The 19,527-nt window shown below is 76.5% G+C and carries 17 protein-coding genes and 1 pseudogene; 8 read left to right on the top strand and 10 right to left on the bottom strand.

The genetic code is table 11. The annotated features are described in order from the left end of the window. Positions 1-140 precede the first annotated feature (140 nt). From EDC03_RS13825 to EDC03_RS13815, 3 genes are read left to right on the top strand one after another with little or no spacing between them, the layout of a single operon-like run. Positions 141-2,888, top strand: a complete 2,748-nt coding sequence (locus EDC03_RS13825; protein WP_123380830.1) for an FtsX-like permease family protein — start codon at positions 141-143, stop codon at positions 2,886-2,888. After that, positions 2,878-3,738: an ABC transporter ATP-binding protein gene (locus EDC03_RS13820; protein WP_123380829.1), complete on the top strand. Its 861-nt coding sequence runs from the start codon at positions 2,878-2,880 to the stop codon at positions 3,736-3,738. The genes EDC03_RS13825 and EDC03_RS13820 overlap by 11 nt, the downstream gene beginning before the upstream one ends. Further along, positions 3,735-4,445 (top strand): ABC transporter ATP-binding protein, encoded by a 711-nt coding sequence (locus EDC03_RS13815; protein ID WP_123380828.1) that lies wholly within the window; start codon positions 3,735-3,737, stop codon positions 4,443-4,445. Before EDC03_RS13820 ends, EDC03_RS13815 begins: the two co-directional genes overlap by 4 nt. Positions 4,446-4,478: 33 nt before the next feature. Here the strand turns inward: EDC03_RS13815 and EDC03_RS13810 are convergent, their stop codons facing one another. After that, a complete protein-coding gene (locus EDC03_RS13810) occupies positions 4,479-5,417 on the bottom strand; it encodes a DUF808 domain-containing protein (protein WP_123380927.1) in 939 nt (312 codons plus the stop codon). A gap of 231 nt (positions 5,418-5,648) precedes the next feature. On the opposite strand from EDC03_RS13810, the gene EDC03_RS13805 reads away from it, so the two are divergent. The 3 genes and pseudogenes from EDC03_RS13805 to EDC03_RS13795 all read left to right on the top strand — a co-directional run bounded on the left by EDC03_RS13805 (position 5,649) and on the right by EDC03_RS13795 (position 8,487). Then, on the top strand, positions 5,649-6,536 hold the full coding sequence (locus EDC03_RS13805) for an aldose 1-epimerase family protein (protein WP_199720263.1): 888 nt from the start codon (positions 5,649-5,651) through the stop codon (positions 6,534-6,536). Positions 6,537-7,373: 837 nt separating this feature from the next. Continuing rightward, positions 7,374-7,508: pseudogene (locus tag EDC03_RS18465) on the top strand (amino acid ABC transporter ATP-binding protein); the annotation flags it as partial. An 88-nt stretch (positions 7,509-7,596) separates the two neighbouring features. Continuing rightward, complete coding sequence (locus EDC03_RS13795; protein WP_199720262.1) at positions 7,597-8,487, top strand: endo alpha-1,4 polygalactosaminidase; 891 nt, start codon at positions 7,597-7,599, stop codon at positions 8,485-8,487. A 27-nt stretch (positions 8,488-8,514) separates the two neighbouring features. On the opposite strand, the gene EDC03_RS13790 is transcribed toward EDC03_RS13795, so the two are convergent. From EDC03_RS13790 to EDC03_RS13775, 4 genes are all read right to left on the bottom strand, one after another. Then, positions 8,515-9,195, bottom strand: a complete 681-nt coding sequence (locus EDC03_RS13790; RefSeq protein WP_199720261.1) for a response regulator — start codon at positions 9,193-9,195, stop codon at positions 8,515-8,517. After that, the gene (locus tag EDC03_RS13785; protein WP_148058096.1) at positions 9,195-10,565 is read right to left on the bottom strand and encodes a sensor histidine kinase; all 1,371 of its coding nucleotides are present in this window, start codon (positions 10,563-10,565) and stop codon (positions 9,195-9,197) included. Before EDC03_RS13785 ends, EDC03_RS13790 begins: the two co-directional genes overlap by 1 nt. Before the next feature lie 122 nt (positions 10,566-10,687). Then, on the bottom strand, positions 10,688-11,518 hold the full coding sequence (locus tag EDC03_RS13780; protein WP_199720260.1) for a hypothetical protein: 831 nt from the start codon (positions 11,516-11,518) through the stop codon (positions 10,688-10,690). Between the two features lie 152 nt (positions 11,519-11,670). Beyond that, positions 11,671-13,257 carry a CYTH and CHAD domain-containing protein gene (locus EDC03_RS13775; RefSeq protein ID WP_158674314.1) on the bottom strand — a complete coding sequence of 529 codons (1,587 nt, stop codon included), beginning with the start codon at positions 13,255-13,257 and terminating at the stop codon, positions 11,671-11,673. A 101-nt stretch (positions 13,258-13,358) separates the two neighbouring features. Here EDC03_RS13775 and EDC03_RS13770 point away from each other — a divergent pair, with 101 nt between their 5' ends. After that, on the top strand, positions 13,359-13,799 hold the full coding sequence (locus tag EDC03_RS13770; RefSeq protein ID WP_123380824.1) for an MmcQ/YjbR family DNA-binding protein: 441 nt from the start codon (positions 13,359-13,361) through the stop codon (positions 13,797-13,799). Here EDC03_RS13770 and EDC03_RS13765 read toward each other — a convergent pair. Continuing rightward, positions 13,762-14,241, bottom strand: coding sequence for a MarR family winged helix-turn-helix transcriptional regulator (locus EDC03_RS13765; RefSeq protein WP_199720259.1), 480 nt, complete (start codon positions 14,239-14,241; stop codon positions 13,762-13,764). The genes EDC03_RS13770 and EDC03_RS13765 overlap by 38 nt on opposite strands. 126 nt (positions 14,242-14,367) lie before the next feature. Between EDC03_RS13765 and EDC03_RS13760 the strand changes: the two genes are divergently transcribed. Then, complete coding sequence (locus EDC03_RS13760; protein ID WP_123380822.1) at positions 14,368-15,204, top strand: alpha/beta fold hydrolase; 837 nt, start codon at positions 14,368-14,370, stop codon at positions 15,202-15,204. A 94-nt stretch (positions 15,205-15,298) separates the two neighbouring features. Here EDC03_RS13760 and EDC03_RS18460 read toward each other — a convergent pair whose 3' ends face one another. The 4 genes from EDC03_RS18460 to dnaK all read right to left on the bottom strand — a co-directional run bounded on the left by EDC03_RS18460 (position 15,299) and on the right by dnaK (position 19,527). Continuing rightward, positions 15,299-15,649: a heat shock protein transcriptional repressor HspR gene (locus tag EDC03_RS18460; protein ID WP_199720277.1), complete on the bottom strand. Its 351-nt coding sequence runs from the start codon at positions 15,647-15,649 to the stop codon at positions 15,299-15,301. Between the two features lie 125 nt (positions 15,650-15,774). After that, positions 15,775-16,845 (bottom strand): DnaJ C-terminal domain-containing protein, encoded by a 1,071-nt coding sequence (locus EDC03_RS13750; protein WP_123380821.1) that lies wholly within the window; start codon positions 16,843-16,845, stop codon positions 15,775-15,777. Between the two features lie 115 nt (positions 16,846-16,960). Continuing rightward, on the bottom strand, positions 16,961-17,647 hold the full coding sequence (locus EDC03_RS13745; RefSeq protein WP_123380820.1) for a nucleotide exchange factor GrpE: 687 nt from the start codon (positions 17,645-17,647) through the stop codon (positions 16,961-16,963). Then, complete coding sequence (gene dnaK / locus EDC03_RS13740) at positions 17,644-19,527, bottom strand: molecular chaperone DnaK (RefSeq protein WP_123380819.1); 1,884 nt, start codon at positions 19,525-19,527, stop codon at positions 17,644-17,646. The genes EDC03_RS13745 and dnaK overlap by 4 nt, the downstream gene beginning before the upstream one ends.

Here is a 19,527-nt window from a genome sequence, read left to right as displayed (position 1 = left end):
GCGCTGTGGTGGGGCCGGGGCCGTCGGCTCCGCCGCGGAGCGGCTGCCGGCCGGCGGTCCGCCGGGCGGTGAGGTCGAGCGGGCCGGGGGGTCGTGGCGTGCCGGGACGGCGGGCGCGGGCACGAGGGGCGGTCCGCCGGGTGCGGCAGGCCCTGCTGCCCTTCACCGGCCAGGCGGCGGCGCTGGCGGTGCTCGTCGCGGTGCTCGCCGCGGTCGCCGTCTCGGCGCCGCTCGTGGTCGCCTCCAGCGCGCAGGGTGCGTGGGAGCAGCGGCAGGAGCAGGTGGGCCAGGCCGTGGGGACGACGCTGACCACCACGGTGGCGCCCCAGGCGGGGCCGGCGTCGCTCCGCCGGACGGCGGTCGCCGACCTCGACGAGCGGGTGCGGGCCGCCGGCGGGCGCGTCGGCCTGGCCGCCCCCCGCCTGACGACCTCCCTCGCCACCGACCTCGTCGCCGAGGCCCCCGACGGCGCGACGACGGAGGTCCAGCTGGTGACGCGCCCGGGCTACGCCGACGCCGTCACGCTCGTCGAGGGGGAGGTCACCGAGGACGGGGTCGTGGCGCCGGAGGAGCTGGTGCGGCGCATCGGCGCGCGGGCCGGGGACACCCTCGAGCTCGTCGTGCCGCTCGACCGCCCGTCCGAGGAGGAGTCGCTCCTGCGGGTCGACGTCGTCCTCACCGGGGTGTACGAGGACGTCACCGTCCCGCTCCCGGACTTCTGGCAGGGCATCGGCTCCCTCGTGGTGCCGACCGTCAGCGCGGACGAGCTGGAGCCGAGCGTCCCGCCCCCGGCGCTGCTGGCGTCGGCGGAGACCAGCCGACGGCTGGAGCAGGCGACCGGATCGGACGTCTTCGCCACCTGGTACTTCCCGACGCCGCCGGGCCTGCTGGTCCCGCGCGTGCGGGAGGTCTCCGCGGCCACCCGCACGCTGCAGGCGCAGCTGTCCGCGCCCGACCAGCCGGTCGCCGCGCTCGCCGCCACGCTGGGGCTGGCGGTGCCCGAGGTGCGCACCGGCCTGCCGGCGGTCGTCGACGACGTCGACCGGACCGTGACGCTGCTCGAGCCGCCGGTGCGGGCGGTCGGCGTCGGCGGCGCGCTGGCGGCCGCGGCCCTCGTCGGCGCCTGGGCCGGCGCCCGGGCCCGTCGCCGCGAGGGCGAGCTGCGGGCGCTCGTCGCCCGGGGCTTGTCCCCGGCCCGGGGCGCGGCGCAGGCCGGGGCCGAGGCGCTCCTGCCGGTCCTCGTGGGCCTGGTCGCCGGCGCCGGGCTCGGGTGGGGCGCCGTCGTCCTCCTCGGTCCCTCCCCGAGGCTGCCGGTCGAGGTGGTGCCGACGGCCCTGGCGGTCCTGGCCGTCGCCGGGGTGGTCGCCGTCGGCCTCGTCGTCGTGGTCACCGCCGCCGCCGTCGCCCGGCTGGGGCGCGTCGGCCTGGGCCCCGCGGCGCAGCTCGTGGGCCGGGTGCCGTGGCTCCCCGTGCTGGCCGCGGTCACCGTCGTCGCGACGGTCCCGCTCGTCGCGCGCGCCGTCCGGGACGACGGCACGGTCGCCCCCGGCGAGGTGGACGTCCTCACCCTCGTCGTGCCGCTGCTCGTCGTCGTCGTCGCCGCGGGGGCGGTCGTCGCGGTGCTCCAGCGGCTCGCCCCGCGGCTGCTGGGGCGGGCCCGACGGCTGCCCGTGCCGGCGCTGCTGGCGCTGCGGCGCGTCGTCGCCGGTCCGGGGGCCACCCGGCTCGTGACGGTGACGACGGCCCTGGCCCTGGGGCTGGTGACCTACGCCGGCGCGCTCGCCGACTCCGCCGCGCGGACGGTCGCGGTGAAGTCGTCGGTGGCCACCGGCGGCGACGTCGTCGTCGACCTCCCGCGCAGCACCGACCCGCCGTCGGCGGGCGACGTCGCCGCGCTGGCCGACCCCGGCGCCGGCGTGCCGGCGCTGACGGTCGTCGGCGAGGACCAGCGGGCGGAGGTGCTGCCCGCCGGCGTGGAGGCGGACGTGCTCGTCGTCGACCCCGGCTCCCTCGCCGACGTGGTCCGGTGGGAGACGCGGTTGTCGTCGGTGCCCCTCGCCGGGCTCGTGGCGGCGCTGCGGACGGGCCCCGGGGGCGTGGAGGGGCGCGTCCCGGTCGTCGCCGCGGGAGACCTCCCGGAGGCCCTCGTCGACGCGGTCGACGGGCAGCTCACCGTCGACCTCGGCGGGTACCAGGTGCCCGTCCAGGTCGTCGGGCGGGCCGACGCCTTCCCGGGGCAGTCGTCGCTGCGACCGCTGCTCGTGGCGCCCTGGGACGCCTACTCCGCCGCCCTCGAGGCCTCGGACCGGGACCCGGCCACCCTCGTCGAGCGCCGGGTGTGGGCGCGCGGGGAGCCCGGGCCCGTGCTCGACGTGCTGGCCGCCGCGGGCATCGCCCCGGCGGGCCCGACGGCGGACGGCGCCGTCCGGACGGCCGCCGACTTCGCCACGCGCCCCGAGCTCGTCGCCCAGACCTGGTCGCTGGGGTACCTCCGCGCGGTCGCCCTGGCCGCCGGGCTGCTCGGCCTCGTGGGCCTGGCGCTGCACGCCGCGGCCCAGGCGCGGCAGCGCGCCGTCGCGGCGCTCCTGCTCGCCCGGATGGGCATGACGACCCGGGCGACCGCCGCCGCGGCCGCCCTGGAGACGGGGGCGCTCGCCCTGCTGGCCGCTTCGGTCGCCGTGGCGGTCGGCCTGCCCGCGTCCGCGCTGGTGCTGCGCCTCGTCGACCCCGTCCCGACGCTGCCGCCCGACCCGGTCCTCGCCGTGCCGTGGACGACGGTCGCCGCCGTCGTCGTCGGGGCGGTGGTCGTCGCCGGCGCCGCCGGGGCGCTGGCGGCGCGCACCGTCCGCACCGCCGCGCTCGGGCAGGTGATGCGCGATGCCGGCTGAGACCCTGCCGACCGCCGGGGCCGCCGGGCCCGCGGCGCGCTGCGAGGGCGTGGTGCGCATCTACTCGTCGCCGACCGGGGAGGTCCACGCCCTCAAGGGCGTCGACGTCACCGTCCCCGTCGGCCGGACGACCGCCCTCACCGGGCCGTCCGGGTCGGGCAAGTCGTCGCTGCTGCGCATCCTCGCCGCCCAGGACCGGCCCACCGCCGGGCACGCGGAGGTGGCGGGCCGGTCGCTCGCCGGGCTGTCCGCCCGGGGCCTGCGCGCGCTGCGACGCCGCCACATCGGGTACGTCTTCGCGCGCCCCACCGACAACCTCCTGCGGCACCTCACCGCCGCCGAGCACCTGGCGACGGCCGGCCGCCTCCGCCGCGTGCCCCGGGGCGAGGCGCGCGAGGAGGCCGACCACCTCCTCGAGCTCCTGCACCTCACCGCCCGCGCCCACCACCGGCCCGGGGAGATGTCCGGCGGGGAGCAGCAGCGGCTGGCCTTCGCCCAGGCCGTCGTCGGCCGGCCCGCCCTCGTGGTCGCGGACGAGCCCACCGGCGAGCTCGACACCGCCACGACGCACGACCTGCTGGACGCCGTCCGCGCGCTCACCCGCACGGGCACGTCGGTGCTCATGGCCACGCACGACCCCCTCGCCGTCGAGGCGGCCGACCACGCGCTGCACCTGCGCTCGGGCACCGTCGCCCACGAGCTGCTCGACGGGCGCCGCCTGGCCGTCGTCGACGCCGACGGGCGCCTGCAGCTGCCCGACGACGCCCTCGCCGCCCTGGGCGCCACCGGCACCACCCGGGTGGTCGTGGACACGACGCCCGAGGGCGTCGTCGTGCGGAGGGCCACGTGACCGGCCGCCACGCCGCACCCGTGCCCGGCCCCTCGCCCGCGCCGCCCCCGCGCGGCGGGGTGCTCGGGTGCCACGACCTCGTCAAGACCTACCGCCGCGGCCGCGAGGAGGTGCGCGCCCTGCGCGGCGTCACCCTCGAGGTGCGCCCCGGCGAGGTCGTCGCCCTCGTCGGCCGGTCCGGGTCGGGCAAGACCACGCTGCTCAACTGCCTGCTGGGGTGGGAGGCGCCCGACGCCGGCACGACGACGCACGGCGCCACCGCCCGCGGTGCGGCGCGGACGTCGTGGGAGGAGGTCGCCGTCGTCCCGCAGCGCTTCGGGCTGCTCGAGGAGCTGAGCCTGCTCGACAACGTCGCCCTGCCCGCGCGCCTCGCCGGCCACGACGACCCGGCGGCCGCCGCGGTCGCCGTGCTCGAGGCCCTGGGCCTGGCCGCCGTCGTCGACCGCGCCCCCGCGGAGGTCTCCCTCGGCCAGGCGCAGCGCACGGCGCTGGCCCGCGCCCTCGTCGTCCGGCCGGCCTTCCTCGTCGCCGACGAGCCGACCGGCCGCCTCGACGAGGACACGACCACCCAGGTCCTCGGCGTCCTGCGGGACCTGTGCACCACCGCCGGCACCGGGGCCCTCGTCGCGTCCCACGACACGACGACCATCGCCCACGCCGACCGGGTCCTGCGGATGAGCGACGGACGGCTCGAGCCGGACGCCTGAGCGCGGCCCGGCCCGGCCGTGATGCCGCGCCGCTCAGTGCGCCGCGGCGTTTTTCCCGCGGAGCCGCTGCACGCCGTGGAGCACGGCGAGCAGGAGCAGCCCGACGACGAGGCCGAGCACGGCGCTGCCGAGCGTGTTGACGAGCCAGCCGAGGACCCCGCCGGCCGCGCCCGTGGCGTCGGCGACGGCGACCTCGGCGTGGTGGACGACGTCGTAGAGCACGTGGAGGCCCAGCTCGTCCGTCCCCACGAGGAGGATGTGGCCGCCGACCCACAGCATCGCCGCGGTGCCGACGACGGTGAGGACGGCGAGGAACTTGGGGAGCCCGGTGACGAGCCCGCGTCCCAGGCGGGCGACGGCGCCCGAGGACGACTCCGCGAGCCGCAGCCCGACGTCGTCGGTCTTGACGATGATCGCCACGACGCCGTAGACGGCGACCGTCACGAGGACGCCGACGAGGACGAGCGACACCGCCCGGGTGAGGAAGGGCTCCTCGGTGAGCTGGTCGAGCGAGATGACGAGGATCTCGGCCGACAGCACGAGGTCCGTCCGCACCGCGCCGCGGACGACGGTGTCCTCGTCGGGCATCTCGTGGACGTCCTCGGCCTTCGGCCCGTGGCCGCGCAGCTTGCCCCACACCTTGTGCGCCCCCTCGTAGGCGAGGTAGCCGCCGCCGAGCATCAGCAGCGGCGTCAGCACCCAGGGCAGGGCCCAGCTGAGCAGCAGGACGACCGGGATGATGATCGCCTTGTTGCGCAGCGAGCCGACCGCGATGCGGCGGATGACCGGCAGCTCGCGCGCGGCGGCGAGGCCGCGGACGTACTGCGGGGTGACGGCCGCGTCGTCGACGACGACGCCCGCCGTCTTCGCGCCCGCCCGCGCCGCGGCGACGCCGACGTCGTCGAGCGAGGAGGCGGCGGCGCGCGCCAGCACCGCCACGTCGTCCAGCAGGGCCACGAGTCCAGCGCTCACCGCGATCTCCTCCTCGGCCCGGCGCCACGGCGCGGTCGCGCGCGTGCCCACCCCGGGCCGTCGCCGATCCTGCCCCCTCCCGACCCCGCCGCACCTCGCGCGCGCTCTTCCGCCGCGATGTGTGGCCATGACGCTCCTCGACGGACGGCAGTCCCCGCGATGCGGGGGTGGCGGGTGCGAGGGGTGGCTGGAGGGGTGGCGGCGGGGGACGGGGGCGGCAGGATGCACGGCGTGGACGAGGTGCGCATCGAGAGCAGCGAGCTGTCCGTCGTCGTCGCCCGGCAGGGCGCGGAGCTGCAGTCCCTGCGGTGGCGCGGCGGCGACCCCGACGGCACCGAGGGCGTCGAGCTGCTGTGGCAGGCCGGGCCGGAGTGGCGTCGTCGGGCGCCGACGCTCTTCCCGGTCGTCGGCAAGGTCGTGGACGACGAGGTCGTCGTCGACGGCCGCCGGTACCCGATGGGCCAGCACGGCTTCGCCCGCGACCTCCCCTTCGACGTCCTCGAGGCGTCCACCTCCCGCGCGGTCCTGCGGCTCGGCGACGACGCCACGACCCGCGAGCACTACCCCTTCGGCTTCGCGCTCGTCCTCACCTACGAGGTCGACGGGCCCGCGCTCACCGTGCGGTGGGCGGTGAGCGCCACGGGCGACGAGCCGCTCCCCTTCTCGCTCGGGTGGCACCCCGCCTTCCGCTGGCCGCTGGCCGACGGCGTCGCGAAGGACGACCACACGGTCGTCTTCGCCGAGCCGGAGCCCGCGGACGTGCGCGGTGTGCGCGGCGGGCTCCTCACCGACCCGCAGCCGACGCCGGTCGACGGCCGCACCCTGCGCCTGTCCGAGGGACTCTTCGCCGAGGACGCCGTCGTCATGGACGGGCTGCGCAGCCGCTCGCTCGTTTACGGCGGCCCGGGCACGCCGCAGGTGCGGCTCACGACCGAGGGCTTCCCCCAGCTCGGCGTGTGGTCGAAGCCGACGGGCGCAGACTTCGTGTGCCTCGAGCCGTGGGCCGGCCTGGCCTCGCCCGAGGGGTGGCAGGGCGAGCTCCGGGACAAGCCCTATGGCCAGCACACTGACAAGCGCACCCAACGCTGGGAGTCCCAATGCCGGATTAACCTCGCCTAATGAGGTGCATGCCGACTACGACTGGGACGCCCTAGTGCCTCCTTCCACACCAGCACATCTCCCCCGCCGTTTAGAGTATTTCCGTGCCGCCGACTCGAGCGCGCCGGCGAAAAGCGCGCCTCAATAGACCCGAGACCGCTGTCAACCCACTGCACTGGCTGGGTTGATGCTCGGGTCCGAGCCGTTCGCGAGCAGATACGAGGAGTCATTGACCGAGACGAAACCATAGTATGTGCCTGCACCAACGTACGGAATGCGGGCGTTCAACGCGCAGGTCGTATCACTGCAGTCGGCAAATGACGTGCTACCTCCAACACGCTTACCGTTGGGGTCTTGCCCCACCACGTTGAGTGTCCCGTCGCCTCCCCCCACAGAGATGCCGCCATCGCAACCCTTCCACGTGCCTCGAACAATCACGTAACCGCTCTCGGGGACGGCAGAGACGCTGGCAGCGAGCGTGCACGTGACTCCACTACCTCCCGCGCCGCCCCACTCCCAATCAATCTCACCAGCTCGCGGGTCGGCCGACGCTGGCGAAGCAGCGGCCATGAGGCCCGCCACAGCAGCAGCGACAAAGGTTGAACGGCGCATGAGAACCTCCAGGTATTGCCTACTCGGACTCAAACACCATACGCCCCACACGTGAGTCGTCAACCTCTGGGACGCGCGCATGGCAACTGCGAAGAGCACAAACGCGCGTCGCATCTGCTCTTGATAAGTAGCTATTCCCGGAGTTGGCTACGACATCGCATACATCTGTCAGCGTCCGCGCGACGAGCTGGCGGAGGGGACACAGCGCCCATCCGTCACTGTCAATCATCGGAATGCCCAGCGGACCTGGTCTTCATGGACGGCGGCGTCGTTGTCGAGGAGGGCCCGCCCGCGCAGGTCATCGGGGCGCCGCGGCAGGCGCGCACCCGCGACTTCCTCGACCGGGTGCTCAACCCGGCCGCGGAGCGCGGGCAAGGCTGACCCGACCGGCGGTGTGCGGGACGGGCGGGACCGGTCACCATCACCCCCGGCCCGCGTCCCGCCGGCCCCTCGACGCCCGGAGCCGCCCGTGACCACCCGTGCCCGCCGCCGTCCCGCCCGGCCACGACCCCCCCTGCTCGTCGGGGCCGTCGTGCTCGCCCTGCTCGCCGGGTGCGCGACGGGCGGGGACGACGCCCCGGTGGACGACGCGCCGGCGTCGTCGCCCGCTGCGGACGAGGGCGACGGGCCGCGGCTGCCCGCGGTCGGCGCCGCCTTCGACTACCAGCTCGCCGGCCCCTACCCGCCGGCGGACGGCGTCACCGTGGTCGCCCGCGACCGCACCGAGCCGCCGGCCGGGCTCGGCTACGACGTCTGCTACGTCAACGGCTTCCAGACGCAGCCCGCCGACTCGGAGACCTTCGCCCGCGAGCACCCGGACCTCGTCCTGCAGGTCGACGGCGCCCCGCTCGTCGACCCGGGCTGGCCCGACGAGCACCTCTACGACACGTCGACGCCGGAGAAGCGCGCCGCGCTCGTCGACCTCGTCCGCCCGTGGGTCGAGGGGTGCGCCGACGACGGCTTCGACGCCGTCGAGATCGACAACCTCGACTCCTTCACCCGCTCCCGAGGGCTGCTGACGGCCGACGACAACGTCGCGCTGGCCGCCGACTACGCCCGGCTGGCCCACGACGCGGGGCTCGCGATCGGCCAGAAGAACACCGTCGAGGAGACCGAGCGGGTGCGCGCGGCCGGGTACGACTTCGCGGTCACCGAGTCCTGCTACGAGTTCGACGAGTGCGGCGACTACCTCGAGCACTACGACGTCGTCCTCGACGTCGAGTACGTCGACGAGCTCGGCGAGGAGGCCTTCCCGGCGGCGTGCGAGGACCCGGACCGTCCGCCGTCGATGGTCCTGCGCGACCACGACCTGCTGACGCCCGCCGACGACGGGTACGTCTTCGAGGACTGCGGCGGCTGACGGCCCGGGGCTGCGCGCCGCGGCGCCTCAGAGGTCCGCGTCGTGCGTGAGCCCGTGCCGCTGCGCCCACAGCGCCGCCGACGTCCGGTCCCCCACGCCGATGGCGGTGAAGACGCGCGTCAGGTGGGCCTTCACCGTCTTCTCGCTGATGTCGAGGCGGCGGGCGACGCTCTTGTTGGGCAGCCCCGTGGCGACGAGCGCGAGGACCTCCCGCTCGCGGGCCGTCAGCACGTCGGCCGGGCCGACCCGGTCGACGGGACCCGTGCCGGGGGCGGTCTCCGGCGCCGCCGCCCGCGGGCGACGCTCGGCGACGAGCGCCGCGGCCGCGCGCGCCGAGAAGGGCGCGTGCCCGGCGGCCGCGTCGCGGACGGCCCGGATGATCTCCTCCGGCTCGGCGTCCTTGAGCAGGTAGCCGACCGCACCGGCGTCGAGCGCGGCGAGGATGCGGTCGTTCTCGGCGAAGGTCGTCAGGACGACGACCCGCGCGCCGGGCCGCGCCGCCACGACCTCGCGGGTGGCGACGAGGCCGTCCGTGCCGGGCATCGACAGGTCCATGAGGACGACGTCGACCGCGCCGTCGACCGCCGCCGCGGCGGCGCCGGACCCGTCGGGGACGGTCGTCACCGCCTCGACGTCGGGCAGCGCCCCGAGCAGGTCCGACAGCCCCTGCCGCAGGAGCGGGTGGTCGTCCACCACGAGCACGCGCATCAGCGCCGGACCTCCTCGTCGGTCGTCGTCGTCCGCCCGTCCCGGGGGCGGGGCACGGGCAGCCGCAGGGCCACGGTCGTCCCGCGGCCGGGCGACGACCGCGTGGTGAGGCGCCCGTCCTGCTGGAGGGCGAGCGAGCCCAGCAGCTCGAGCCCCACGCTCCCCCGCCGCCGGGGCGCCACGGCCCCGGGGTCGTAGCCGGCCCCGTCGTCGGTCACCTCGAGCACGAGGTCGTCCTCCGCCCGCACGAGCGAGATGTCGACCCGGTCGGCCCCGGCGTGCTTGACGGTGTTGCGCACCGCCTCCTGCGCGGCGCGGAAGACGAGCGACTCGGTCGGCAGGTCCAGCGCGCCGGGACCGAGGTCTCCCTCGACCCGGACGTCGACGGCGCACCCGCGCAGCTCGAGCACGGCGGCGAGGTCGACGAGCGCGGCCCGCAGGCCCTGCTCGTGGAGGGCCGGCGGCGTCACCGTGACGACGAGCGTCCGCAGCTCGCGCACCCACCGCCGCAGGTCGGCGGCCGTCGAGCGCAGGACGTCGGCCCCTGCCGTCTCGCCGCGGGCCGCCGTCGCCGAGGCGGCGGCCGACAGGCTGAGCGCCGTCCCGGACAGTCCCTGGACGACGCCGTCGTGGAGGTCCGCGGCGATCCGCCGTCGTTCCCGGTCCGACGCCGTGAGCGCCCGCAGCAGCGCGCCCTCCCGCTCCTCGTGCGCCGTGCGCAGCCGTCGGGCCAGGGTCCAGGCCAGCGGCGCCTGCAGCAGCCAGAGCAGGAGGAGGCCGCCCAGCAGCGGGGGCAGCGAGCTGCGCAGGGACTGGCCCGTCGCCGCGTCGATGCTGTCGTAGCGGTGGTAGGCCTCGAAGAGCAGCGGCGTGCCCTCCGGCGTCCGGACGCCGACGTACACCTGCAGGAGGCGGCCGAAGCCCGCCTCGCCGGCGTTCTCCGGCTCGTCGAGGTCGCTCACCTCCGACAGCGAGGGGGCGTCGCCGCGCAGGACCGCCAGCTCGTCCTCCGGCAGCGGGAAGCGCTGCCCGACGAGGCCGGCGTCGTCGGACCAGACGACGCGGCCGTCGGCGTCCCACACCTTGACGCGGACCACCTGGTCGCCGAGCACGTGCGCACGGACCCGCGCGTCGAGCGCCTCGCCCGCCGCGCCGCCCGCGAGCGCCTCGTCGGTGAGCACGCCGCCCACGACGTCGCGCGCCTGCACCTCGGTGAGGGTGCGGGCGTCCCGCACGGCCTCGGCGACGGCCGCGCGGTGCTGCCCGAGGACGAGGACCACCGCGAGCGCGGCGACGACGACCGTCGCGGTCGCGAGGAAGGGGACGAGCACCCGTCGGGTGCTGGGCGCTCCACCTGCCGTGCGGGCCACGGTCCTCCTCGTCGACGGGCGCTGCGGGACAGCCTCTCCGGCTGCGTGCCGAGGCAGTCTGCCCCGGTCGGCGACCCGCGCGGCCCGTCCGCCCGTGGCGCGGGGCGGACGGGCCGGGCGGCTCAGGAGAAGGCGGGGTCCGTGACGGGCAGCGAGCCGCGGACGCGGTTGCGCGCCTGGCAGTCGCTGACGCAGACCGTCGGGCCGGCGGAGAGCTCCACGGCGTCCTCGCCGAGGACCTGGCCCATGCGCCCGCCCGGGGCGATCGACCACGTGGTGGTCGTCTCCGTCTGCGAGAGCTTCGTGGCGACCTGGGCGCTGTCCTTGCCGCGGAAGAGGGTGTCGTTGCCGAAGTTGATCTTCCCGGTGTACGGGTTGACGTAGTAGTGCATGCCCGGCGCCAGCGTGTGCGTCGCCGTCACCGCGCGGGCCGCCTCGACCTCCTGCTGGAAGATCCCGCCGGTCGCGCAGTCCTTGGCCTGGACCTTGACCTTCGCGCCGCCGCCACGGCTGATGAGCACGAGGTCGCCCTTGTCGGTGCGGACGTCGACGTCGCTGCGCAGCACGGGGCCGAGGTCGAGCGTCTTGGCGGCCATGACGGGCGTCCGCACGCCCGGCGTCATGCTCAGCCGGTTCGCCGCGCCCGTGTAGACGTAGTCGTAGACGGCCCCGGTGACGGGGGCGACGTCGAACTCGACGTACGTGCCGCGGACCTTGATGCGGGCGTCCGCGGGCAGCGCGGCCGTGCTCGCCCTCGCTCCCTTGCTCGGGGCGACCGTGCCGTCGGGCATGGTCACCGTGAAGCCGCTCGTCGAGCAGGCGGACGACGTCGCGGCGCCGGCGGGGGCGGCGAGCGTCGTCGCGGTGGCCCCCACGAGGCACGCCGCGGCGAGCGAGAGGGCGGCCAGCCGCGCGGCGGGGCGGGTCGGGCGGGAGAGGGTCTGGCGACGCACGGCGGTGCCTCCTGGTGGCGCGCGGAGCCCGGTGCTCCGCCTGCCACCACCATCGGCGGCGGACGGCCGCCGCGGCAGTGGACCTCCGTCCTAGGACCACCGGTCCCGGCGGTCCGGGACGGTCCCGGCCCGCCCGGCCCGCCCGGCCCGCCCTAGCCCCGCGTCCACCGCCGGTGCCGGCGGTCGGCCACGTCGGGCCACAGGTCCAGCAGGTCACCGCGGGTCTGCAGGACGGCCTGCCGCTGGCGGGCCCAGAGGGCGCCCAGCGCGAACGCCGCGTCCGGCGTGGGCGGCGGGTCGGCGCGCAGCGCCTCCTCGAGGCCCTCCGCCGCGACCGCCGCGTCCTGGTGCTGCCCCAGCACCTCGGTGACGCGCGCCACCTGCTTCCCGAGGCGCTTGGCCGGCGAGCCGAGCGCCGGGCGGACGGCCTCCGCGGCGTACCGCACCTGCTTGGCCCGCTTGCGCGCCTCGTGCCACGCCTCGTCGCCGCGGGGGTCCTCGGCGTCGAGCCGGCGGACGTCCTCCTCCAGCCGTCGCCACGCGGCGCCCACGAGCGGCGGGAGGACGTCGGCGCAGGCCCGCTGCGCCCTCGGCGTCAGCGCGGGCAGGGCCACGGCCGACACCAGCTGGTCCAGGAGCAGGGCGTAGCGCGGGCCCCGCAGGGCGGCGAGCGCCGCCTCGGCCCCGTCCGCCGCCTGCTGCTCGACCCGCGGGCCCACGACCTCCCGCGCCGCGCCGGCGACCGGCCCGGGCAGCGCGGCGAGGTCGTCCTCGAGCCGGGCGGCGAGGACCTCGGCGTCCCGGGCACGGCCCAGCTCCCCGGCCAGCCAGCCGAGCTCGGCCCGCAGGTCGTCGGCCCAGCCGCGGTCGAGCAGGGGCCGGAAGGCGCGCAGGCCGCTGCGCAGCCGCCGGGCGGCGACCCGCACCTGGTGGACGGCGTCGTCCTCGCCCCGCCGCACCGCCACGTCCGCCGCGACGAGGGCCCGGACCTGGGTGGCCAGGTGCGCGCGCACGAGCCGGCCGGCCGGGTCGGAGGCCCGGACGCGGCCCGGGCGCGGGACGTCCGCCGGCGCGGAGGCCAGGCGTCCCAGGACGCGCTCGGCGGCGGTGCCCTCGGGACGGCGGGCGCCGGCGGCGCGCAGCCGGGCCACGACGCCCCGGAGCCGGGGCAGGTGCGCCTCGCCCGGCGGGGGGCCGAGGTGGAGCTCGCGCCAGCGGCGGAGCACCACGGCGTCCTCGGCACCCGCGGCCGCCGAGGGGTCCACGGCGGCGACCTCGTCCAGGGCCACCGACGCCAGGGCCGCCCCCGCGGCGTCGCGCAGCACGTGCAGGGCGCGGTCCACGCGCAGGACGAGCACCGGCTCGACCTCCGCCCGCCGCGTGGTCGCGGTGAGGAGGTCGAGGAGCTCGGCCGGGGCGGGTGCCAGCGGGTCCCCCTCGGCGGGCAGGTCGACCTGCACGCCGGCCCAGCGGCCGCGGCGCGGCACGACGAGGTGCCAGCCGGCGTCGTCCACGTCGTCCTCGCCGGTCCCGCCGGAGCGGGCGCGGCGCCGCAGGGAGACGCCGTCGCGGGTGAGCCGCAGGTCCGCGGTGTCGTGGTCCACGAGCAGCAGCCGGTGCTCCTCCGCCTCGTCGACGGCGTCGACGACGTCCGCCCCGGCCAGGTCGGGCAGCTCGAAGGAGCCGCCGACGACGAACGAGCGGGCGGCGCCCCGGCGGTCCGGGCTCTTGCGGGCCACGAGCGGTCCTCTCGACGGGACGGTCACCTCCCGTTCACCGGGCGTCCACCCATCGTGGCGGATCGGCGCCGCGCCGCCCGCCGGGGAGCACACTCGGACGGGTGGCGACGTGGGAGGACGTGCGACGGCTGGTCTCGGCGCTGCCGGGGACGGAGGAGCGCCCCTCCTACGGCGGCCGCCCGTCCTGGCGGGCCGGCGGGGGCATGGTCGTCTGGGACCGGCCGCTCGGCGCCCGTGACCGCGAGCAGCTCGGCGAGGACGCGCCGCCCGAGGACGAGCCGCTGCTGGGCGTGCGGGTGGCCGACGAGGGCGTGAAGGCCGCCCTCCCCGCCGAGGAGGCCGACGCCGTCCTCACGGTGCCCCACCTGGACGGGACGCCCGTCGTGCTCGTCCGGCTCCGCCGCGTCCGGCCCGACCTCCTCGCGGAGCTCGTCGAGGAGGCCTGGCGGTGCCGGGCCCCGCGGCGCCTCGTGGCGGCCCGCGACGCCGACGCCGCGGACGGCGTCAGACCGCCGGCGTCCCCGACGGGAGGTCGGCCGTGACGTCGGCGTCGCGCAGCCGCTCCACGAGCCGGCGCAGCGTGGCCACGAGCTCGGCCTGCTCGTCGGCCGCGAGGCCCCCGGCCGCCGTGATCCGGACCGGGACGTCCCGCACGGCCGCGGCGACCCGCCGCCCCTCCGCGGTGAGCGAGACGAGGACCGAGCGCTCGTCCTGCGTGGAGCGGGCCCGCTCCACGCGGCCCTGCTGCTCCAGCCGCTGGAGGAGCGGGGAGAGCGTGCTCGAGGTGAGCCCGAGCCGGCGCCCGACGGCCGTCACCGAGGCCGCGCCCTCCTGGTCGAGGACGGCGAGCACGGTGAATTGCGGGTAGGTGAGGCCGTGGGCGCGCAGGAGCGGACGGTGCGCGGACTCCATGGCGTGGGCGGCCTGGTAGAGGGCCACGCACAGCCGCTCGTCCACGGGGACGTCGGTCTCGGTGGCGCTCACCCGGACGAGGGTATGCCCGGGCAACCAGCCGTCGCCCCGTCGTGCGCGACCCTGTCGTGCGCCATACGTTCGACGGGTCAGACCCGGTGCGACCCACCGGGCTCCCGAGCGAGAGGACGCCATCCCATGGCCGAGGTCGTCGCCCACCACGGGCTCTTCAAGGACACCAACCTCCACGTCGACGACACGGGCGGCACCGGCCGGCCCGTCGTGCTCATCCACGGCTGGCCGCTGTCCGGCGAGTCGTGGTCCGAGCAGGTCCCGGCCCTCGCCGGCGCCGGCTACCGCGTGGTCACCTACGACCGACGCGGCTTCGGCCGCAGCGACAAGACGCGGTCCGGCTACGACTACGACACGCTCTCCGACGACCTCGACGCGCTCCTCGAGCAGCTCGACCTGCGGGACGTCACGCTCGTCGGCTTCTCGATGGGCGGCGGCGAGGTGGCGCGCTACGCGTCCCGCCACGGCCTCGAGCGGGTCCGCAGCGTCGTCTTCGCCGCGGCCGTCCCGCCGTACCTCGCCAAGACGGACGACAACCCCGAGGGCCCGCTGGACGACGAGACCGCGTCGGGCATGGAGAACGGGCTGAAGGACGACCGCGACGCCTTCTTCGACCAGTTCACGACGCAGTTCTTCTCCGTGGACGGCCAGATCAAGGTCACCGAGGCCCAGCGCCAGGAGGCCGTGGCCTTGGCCCGCCAGTCGGACCAGAAGGCCGCCGTCGAGTGCATGCAGGCCTTCGCCACGACGGACTTCCGCGGCGACCTGCCGTCGGTGACCGTGCCCACGCTCGTCATCCACGGCTCGGGCGACGCCACGGTCCCCTTCGAGGGGTCGGGGAAGCGGACGCACGAGGCGATCGCGGGCAGCGAGCTCGTCGTCGTCGACGACGCCCCGCACGGCTTCAACGTCAGCCACGCCGACCAGTTCAACCGGGCACTGCTGGACTTCCTGCAGCGCTGAGCAGCAGCACCGCCCCGCTCGCACGTCGCCCCCGTCGCTCCTCGAGCGGCGGGGGCGTCGTGCTGCCGGGGCGCACGTCGCCACGCGGCGACGGTCAGCGGCGGCGCGGGTCCCAGAGGACGAGGGCGCCGGAGCGCACCCGGCTGACGCGGCGGCCGAGCGTCCCCGCGACGACGGCGCCGGAGGGGTCGGCGGTGAAGACCCGGCGCTGGTCGGCGACGGCGGCACGCAGGCGCTCCAGCTCGTCGGAGAGCGCCACGACCTGGCGCTGCAGGTCGAGGATCCGCTGGATGCCCGCGAGGTTGACGCCGTCCTCCTGCGAGAGCCGCTGCACCTCCCGGAGGTCGGCGACGTCGCGCAGGCTGTAGCGCCGTCCGCGGCCGGCGGACCGCCGGGGCTCGACGAGACCGAGGCGGTCGTACTGCCGGAGGGTCTGCGGGTGCATGCCGGCGAGCTCCGCCGCCACCGAGATCGGCAGGACGGCGGCGTCGACGTCCAGCTCGGGCACGCCCGAGGCCGGGCCCGACCCCGCGGCCGGCCCGCCGGACGCCGTGCCGTCGGCGGCCGGGGTCACCGGGACCCGCCGCCCTCCGGGGCGCCGCCGCGCGCGGCCGCCAGCAGGTCGGCGCGCACGCCCGCCCCGCCGGCGACGCCGTCCGTCGCGGCCGCGAGCGCCTCGACGGCCGCCCGCGCCTCGTCCGAGAGCCGCTGCGGGACGACGACCTGCAGCGCGACGAGCAGGTCGCCGGTGCCCTTCGCCGTCGTGACGCCCCGGCCCCGGGCGCGGAGCACCCGGCCGGACGGCGAGCCGGCCGGCACGCGCAGGCGGACGGTGCCGCCGTCGGGGGTGGGCGCCTCGACCTCGGCGCCGAGCGCGGCCTCGGCGAAGGTGACGGGGAGGGTGACGCGCAGGTCGTCGCCGTCCCGGCTGAAGACCGGGTGCGGCGTCACCGCGACGGCGATGACGAGGTCGCCCGGCGGGACGCCGGGCCCTCCGGACGCGCCCTTGCCGCGCAGGCGGATCTTCTGGCCGTCCTTCACCCCGGCGGGGATGCGCGCCGTGACGGTGGTGCCGTCCCCCGCGCGCAGCGTCGTCGTGGACCCCCGTGCGGCGGTGAGGAAGTCGAGCGTCGTCGACGCCTGGACGTCGGCGCCCTGCCGCGAGCGCTGCGGCGCGCCGAAGCCCGCCGGCCCGCCGCCCGCGCCGCCCTGGCCGAAGAGCCCGCCGAGCAGGTCCTCGAAGCCGGGCGGGACGCCCTGGCCCGCACCGGCGCCGGGGCCCGGGCCGTAGCGGGCACGCTGCCCGCCGCCCGCGGCGCCGAACATGCCGCCGAGCAGGTCCTCGAAGCCACCCGCCCCGCCGGCCTGCCCGCGTCCGCCACCGCCCGCGCTGAAGCGAGCCCCGCCGGCCATGGCCCGCACCGCGTCGTACTGCTGCCGCTTCTCGGGGTCGGAGAGCACGGAGTACGCCTCGCCGACCTCCTTGAAGCGCCGCTCCGCGGCAGCGTCGCCGGGGTTGGCGTCGGGGTGCAGCGTCCGGGCGAGCTTGCGGTAGCTCTTCTTGATCGCGGCCGCGTCGGCGTCCTTGGGCACGCCGAGCTCGGCGTAGAAGTCCTTCTCGATCCAGTCCTGGCCGGACACCGGCGTACTCCCCTTCTCGGCGGGTGGTGCGCGTGGGCCCCGCGCGGCCTCTCGGCCGGCGGGGCCCACGTCGTCGTGCGGGTGGTGCTGCCGTGGTGCCTGCGGGTCGCGCCCGTCAGGCCGGGCCGGCGACGGCGACGCGCGCCGCCCGGAGCACACGGCCCCCGACCTTGTAGCCCGGCTGCAGGACCTGGGTCACCGTGGTGACGGTCACCCCCGCGTCCTGGCCGTGCATGAGCGCCTCGTGGACGGACGGGTCGAACTCCTCGCCCGCCTCGCCGTAGCGCTCGAGGCCCAGCCGCTCGAGGGTCGCCTCGAGCTTGTCGGCGATGGACGCCGCCGGGCCGTCGGCCAGCCCGCCGTGCGTGCGCGCCAGCACCACGTCGTCGAGGACCGGCAGGAGCGCCTCGAAGACACCGGACCGGGCGGAGGTGGCCGCCACGTCCCGGTCGCGGTCGACCCGTTTGCGGTAGTTGACGTACTCCGCCTGGAGCCGCTGGAGGTCGCCGAGACGCTGCTCGGCGAGCGCCTGCGCGTCCCGGACGGCGTCCCCGCCGCCCGCGGCGGCGAGGACGTCCTCGGCCGTGAGGTCCGACGCCGAGGCGTCGGGGCCACCGGCCGGGGCGCCGTCGGGCTCCGGCCCCGGCTCGCCCAGGGCCTGGTCGGCGTCCACCGGGGCGTCGGCCCCGCCGGCCGGCTGCTCGCGCAGCCGACCGGTCTCGGGGTCGATCCGCCGGCGGTCCCGGACCACGGGCTCCTGCTCGGGCGTGCCGCCCGCGGGCTGCGAGGGGCCGGCCGTCACTTGTCGCCCTTCCGCTCGTCCTCGTCCACGATCTCGGCGTCGACGACGTCGTCGTCGGCCGTGCCCGTGGAGGCGTCGCCCGTGGCGGCGCCGTCGGCGGGGGCGCCGTCGGCCTGCTCGGACTGCTGCTGCGCGTAGAGCGCGGCGCCGAGGGTCTGGCTCGCGGTGGCCAGCTCCTCCTGCGCCGTCGTCACGGCGGAGACGTCGTCGCCCGCGAGCGCGGTGCGGAGGGCGTCGACCTTGCCCTTGACCTCGGTCTTGCCGTCCTCGGGCAGCTTGTCGTCGTTGTCGGCGAGGAACTTCTCCGTCGAGTACAGGAGCTGCTCGGCGCCGTTGCGGGTCTCGGCCTCCTCGCGGCGCTTCTTGTCCTCGTCGGCGTGCGCCTCGGCGTCGCGGACCATGCGCTCGATCTCCTCCTTGGACAGCGCGCTGCCCCCGGTGATCTGCATGGACTGCTCCTTGCCGGTGCCGCGGTCCTTCGCCGACACGTGGACGATGCCGTTCGCGTCGATGTCGAAGGTGACCTCGATCTGCGGGATGCCCCGCGGCGCCGGCGCGATGCCGGTGAGCTCGAAGTTGCCGAGCGGCTTGTTGTGCTGCGCCAGCTCGCGCTCGCCCTGGAAGACCTGGATCTGGACGGACGGCTGGTTGTCGTCGGCCGTCGTGAAGACCTCGGAGCGCTTGGTCGGGATGGCCGTGTTGCGCTCGATGAGCTTGGTCATGATCCCGCCCTTCGTCTCGATGCCGAGCGACAGCGGCGTGACGTCGATGAGCAGGACGTCCTTGCGCTCGCCGGCGAGGACGCCGGCCTGCAGCGCGGCGCCGACGGCGACGACCTCGTCCGGGTTGACGCCCTTGTTGGGCTCCTTGCCGCCGGTGAGGCTGCGGACGACCTCCGCGACGGCCGGCATTCGGGTGGAGCCGCCGACGAGGACGATGTGGTCGATCTCGGAGACCTTGACGTCGGCGTCCGCGATGACCCGGTTGAAGGGCTCCTTGGTGCGGTCGAGGAGGTCCTTCGTCATCTGCTCGAACTGCGCGCGGGTCAGCTTCTCGTCCAGGTGGACGGGGCCGTTCTCCGTCATCGACAGGTACTGCAGCGAGATGCTGGTGCTCGTCGCGCTCGAGAGCTCCTTCTTGGCCTGCTCGGCCGCCTCGCGCAGACGCTGCATGGCGATCTTGTCCTTGGACAGGTCCACGCCGGAGCTGTTCTTCACCGTGGTGACGAGGTGCTGGACGACGCGGGCGTCCCAGTCGTCGCCGCCGAGGCGGTTGTCACCGCTCGTCGCGCGCACCTGGATGGTGGAGAAGCCGTCCTCGGCGTCCTTGCCCACCTCGAGCAGGGAGACGTCGAACGTGCCGCCGCCGAGGTCGAAGACGAGGATGAGCTCGTCCTCCTTGCCGCGGTCGAGGCCGTAGGCCAGCGCGGCGGCGGTGGGCTCGTTGATGATGCGGCCGACCTTGAGGCCCGCGATCTCGCCGGCCTCCTTGGTGGCCTGGCGCTCGGCGTCGTTGAAGTACGCCGGGACGGTGATGACGGCGTCCGTGACGGTCTCGCCGAGGTAGGCCTCCGCGTCCCGCTTGAGCTTCTGCAGCACGCGCGCGGAGATCTCCTGCGCGTTGTACTTCTTTCCGTCGATCTCCTGCGACCACGAGGTGCCCATGTGGCGCTTGACCGACGCGATGGTGCGGTCGACGTTCGTCACGGCCTGGCGCTTGGCGATCTCGCCGACCAGGGGCTCGCCGGACTTGGCGAAGGCGACGACCGACGGGGTGGTGCGACCCCCCTCGGCGTTCGCGATGACGGTGGGCTCACCGCCCTCGAGGACGGAGACGACGGAGTTGGTGGTGCCGAGGTCGATGCCGACCGCTCGTGCCAT

Origin of the sequence: Pseudokineococcus lusitanus (genome assembly GCF_003751265.1) — a bacterium.
Lineage (GTDB): Bacteria > Actinomycetota > Actinomycetes > Actinomycetales > Quadrisphaeraceae > Pseudokineococcus > Pseudokineococcus lusitanus.
This window is presented reverse-complemented; position numbering and strand designations above follow the sequence as displayed.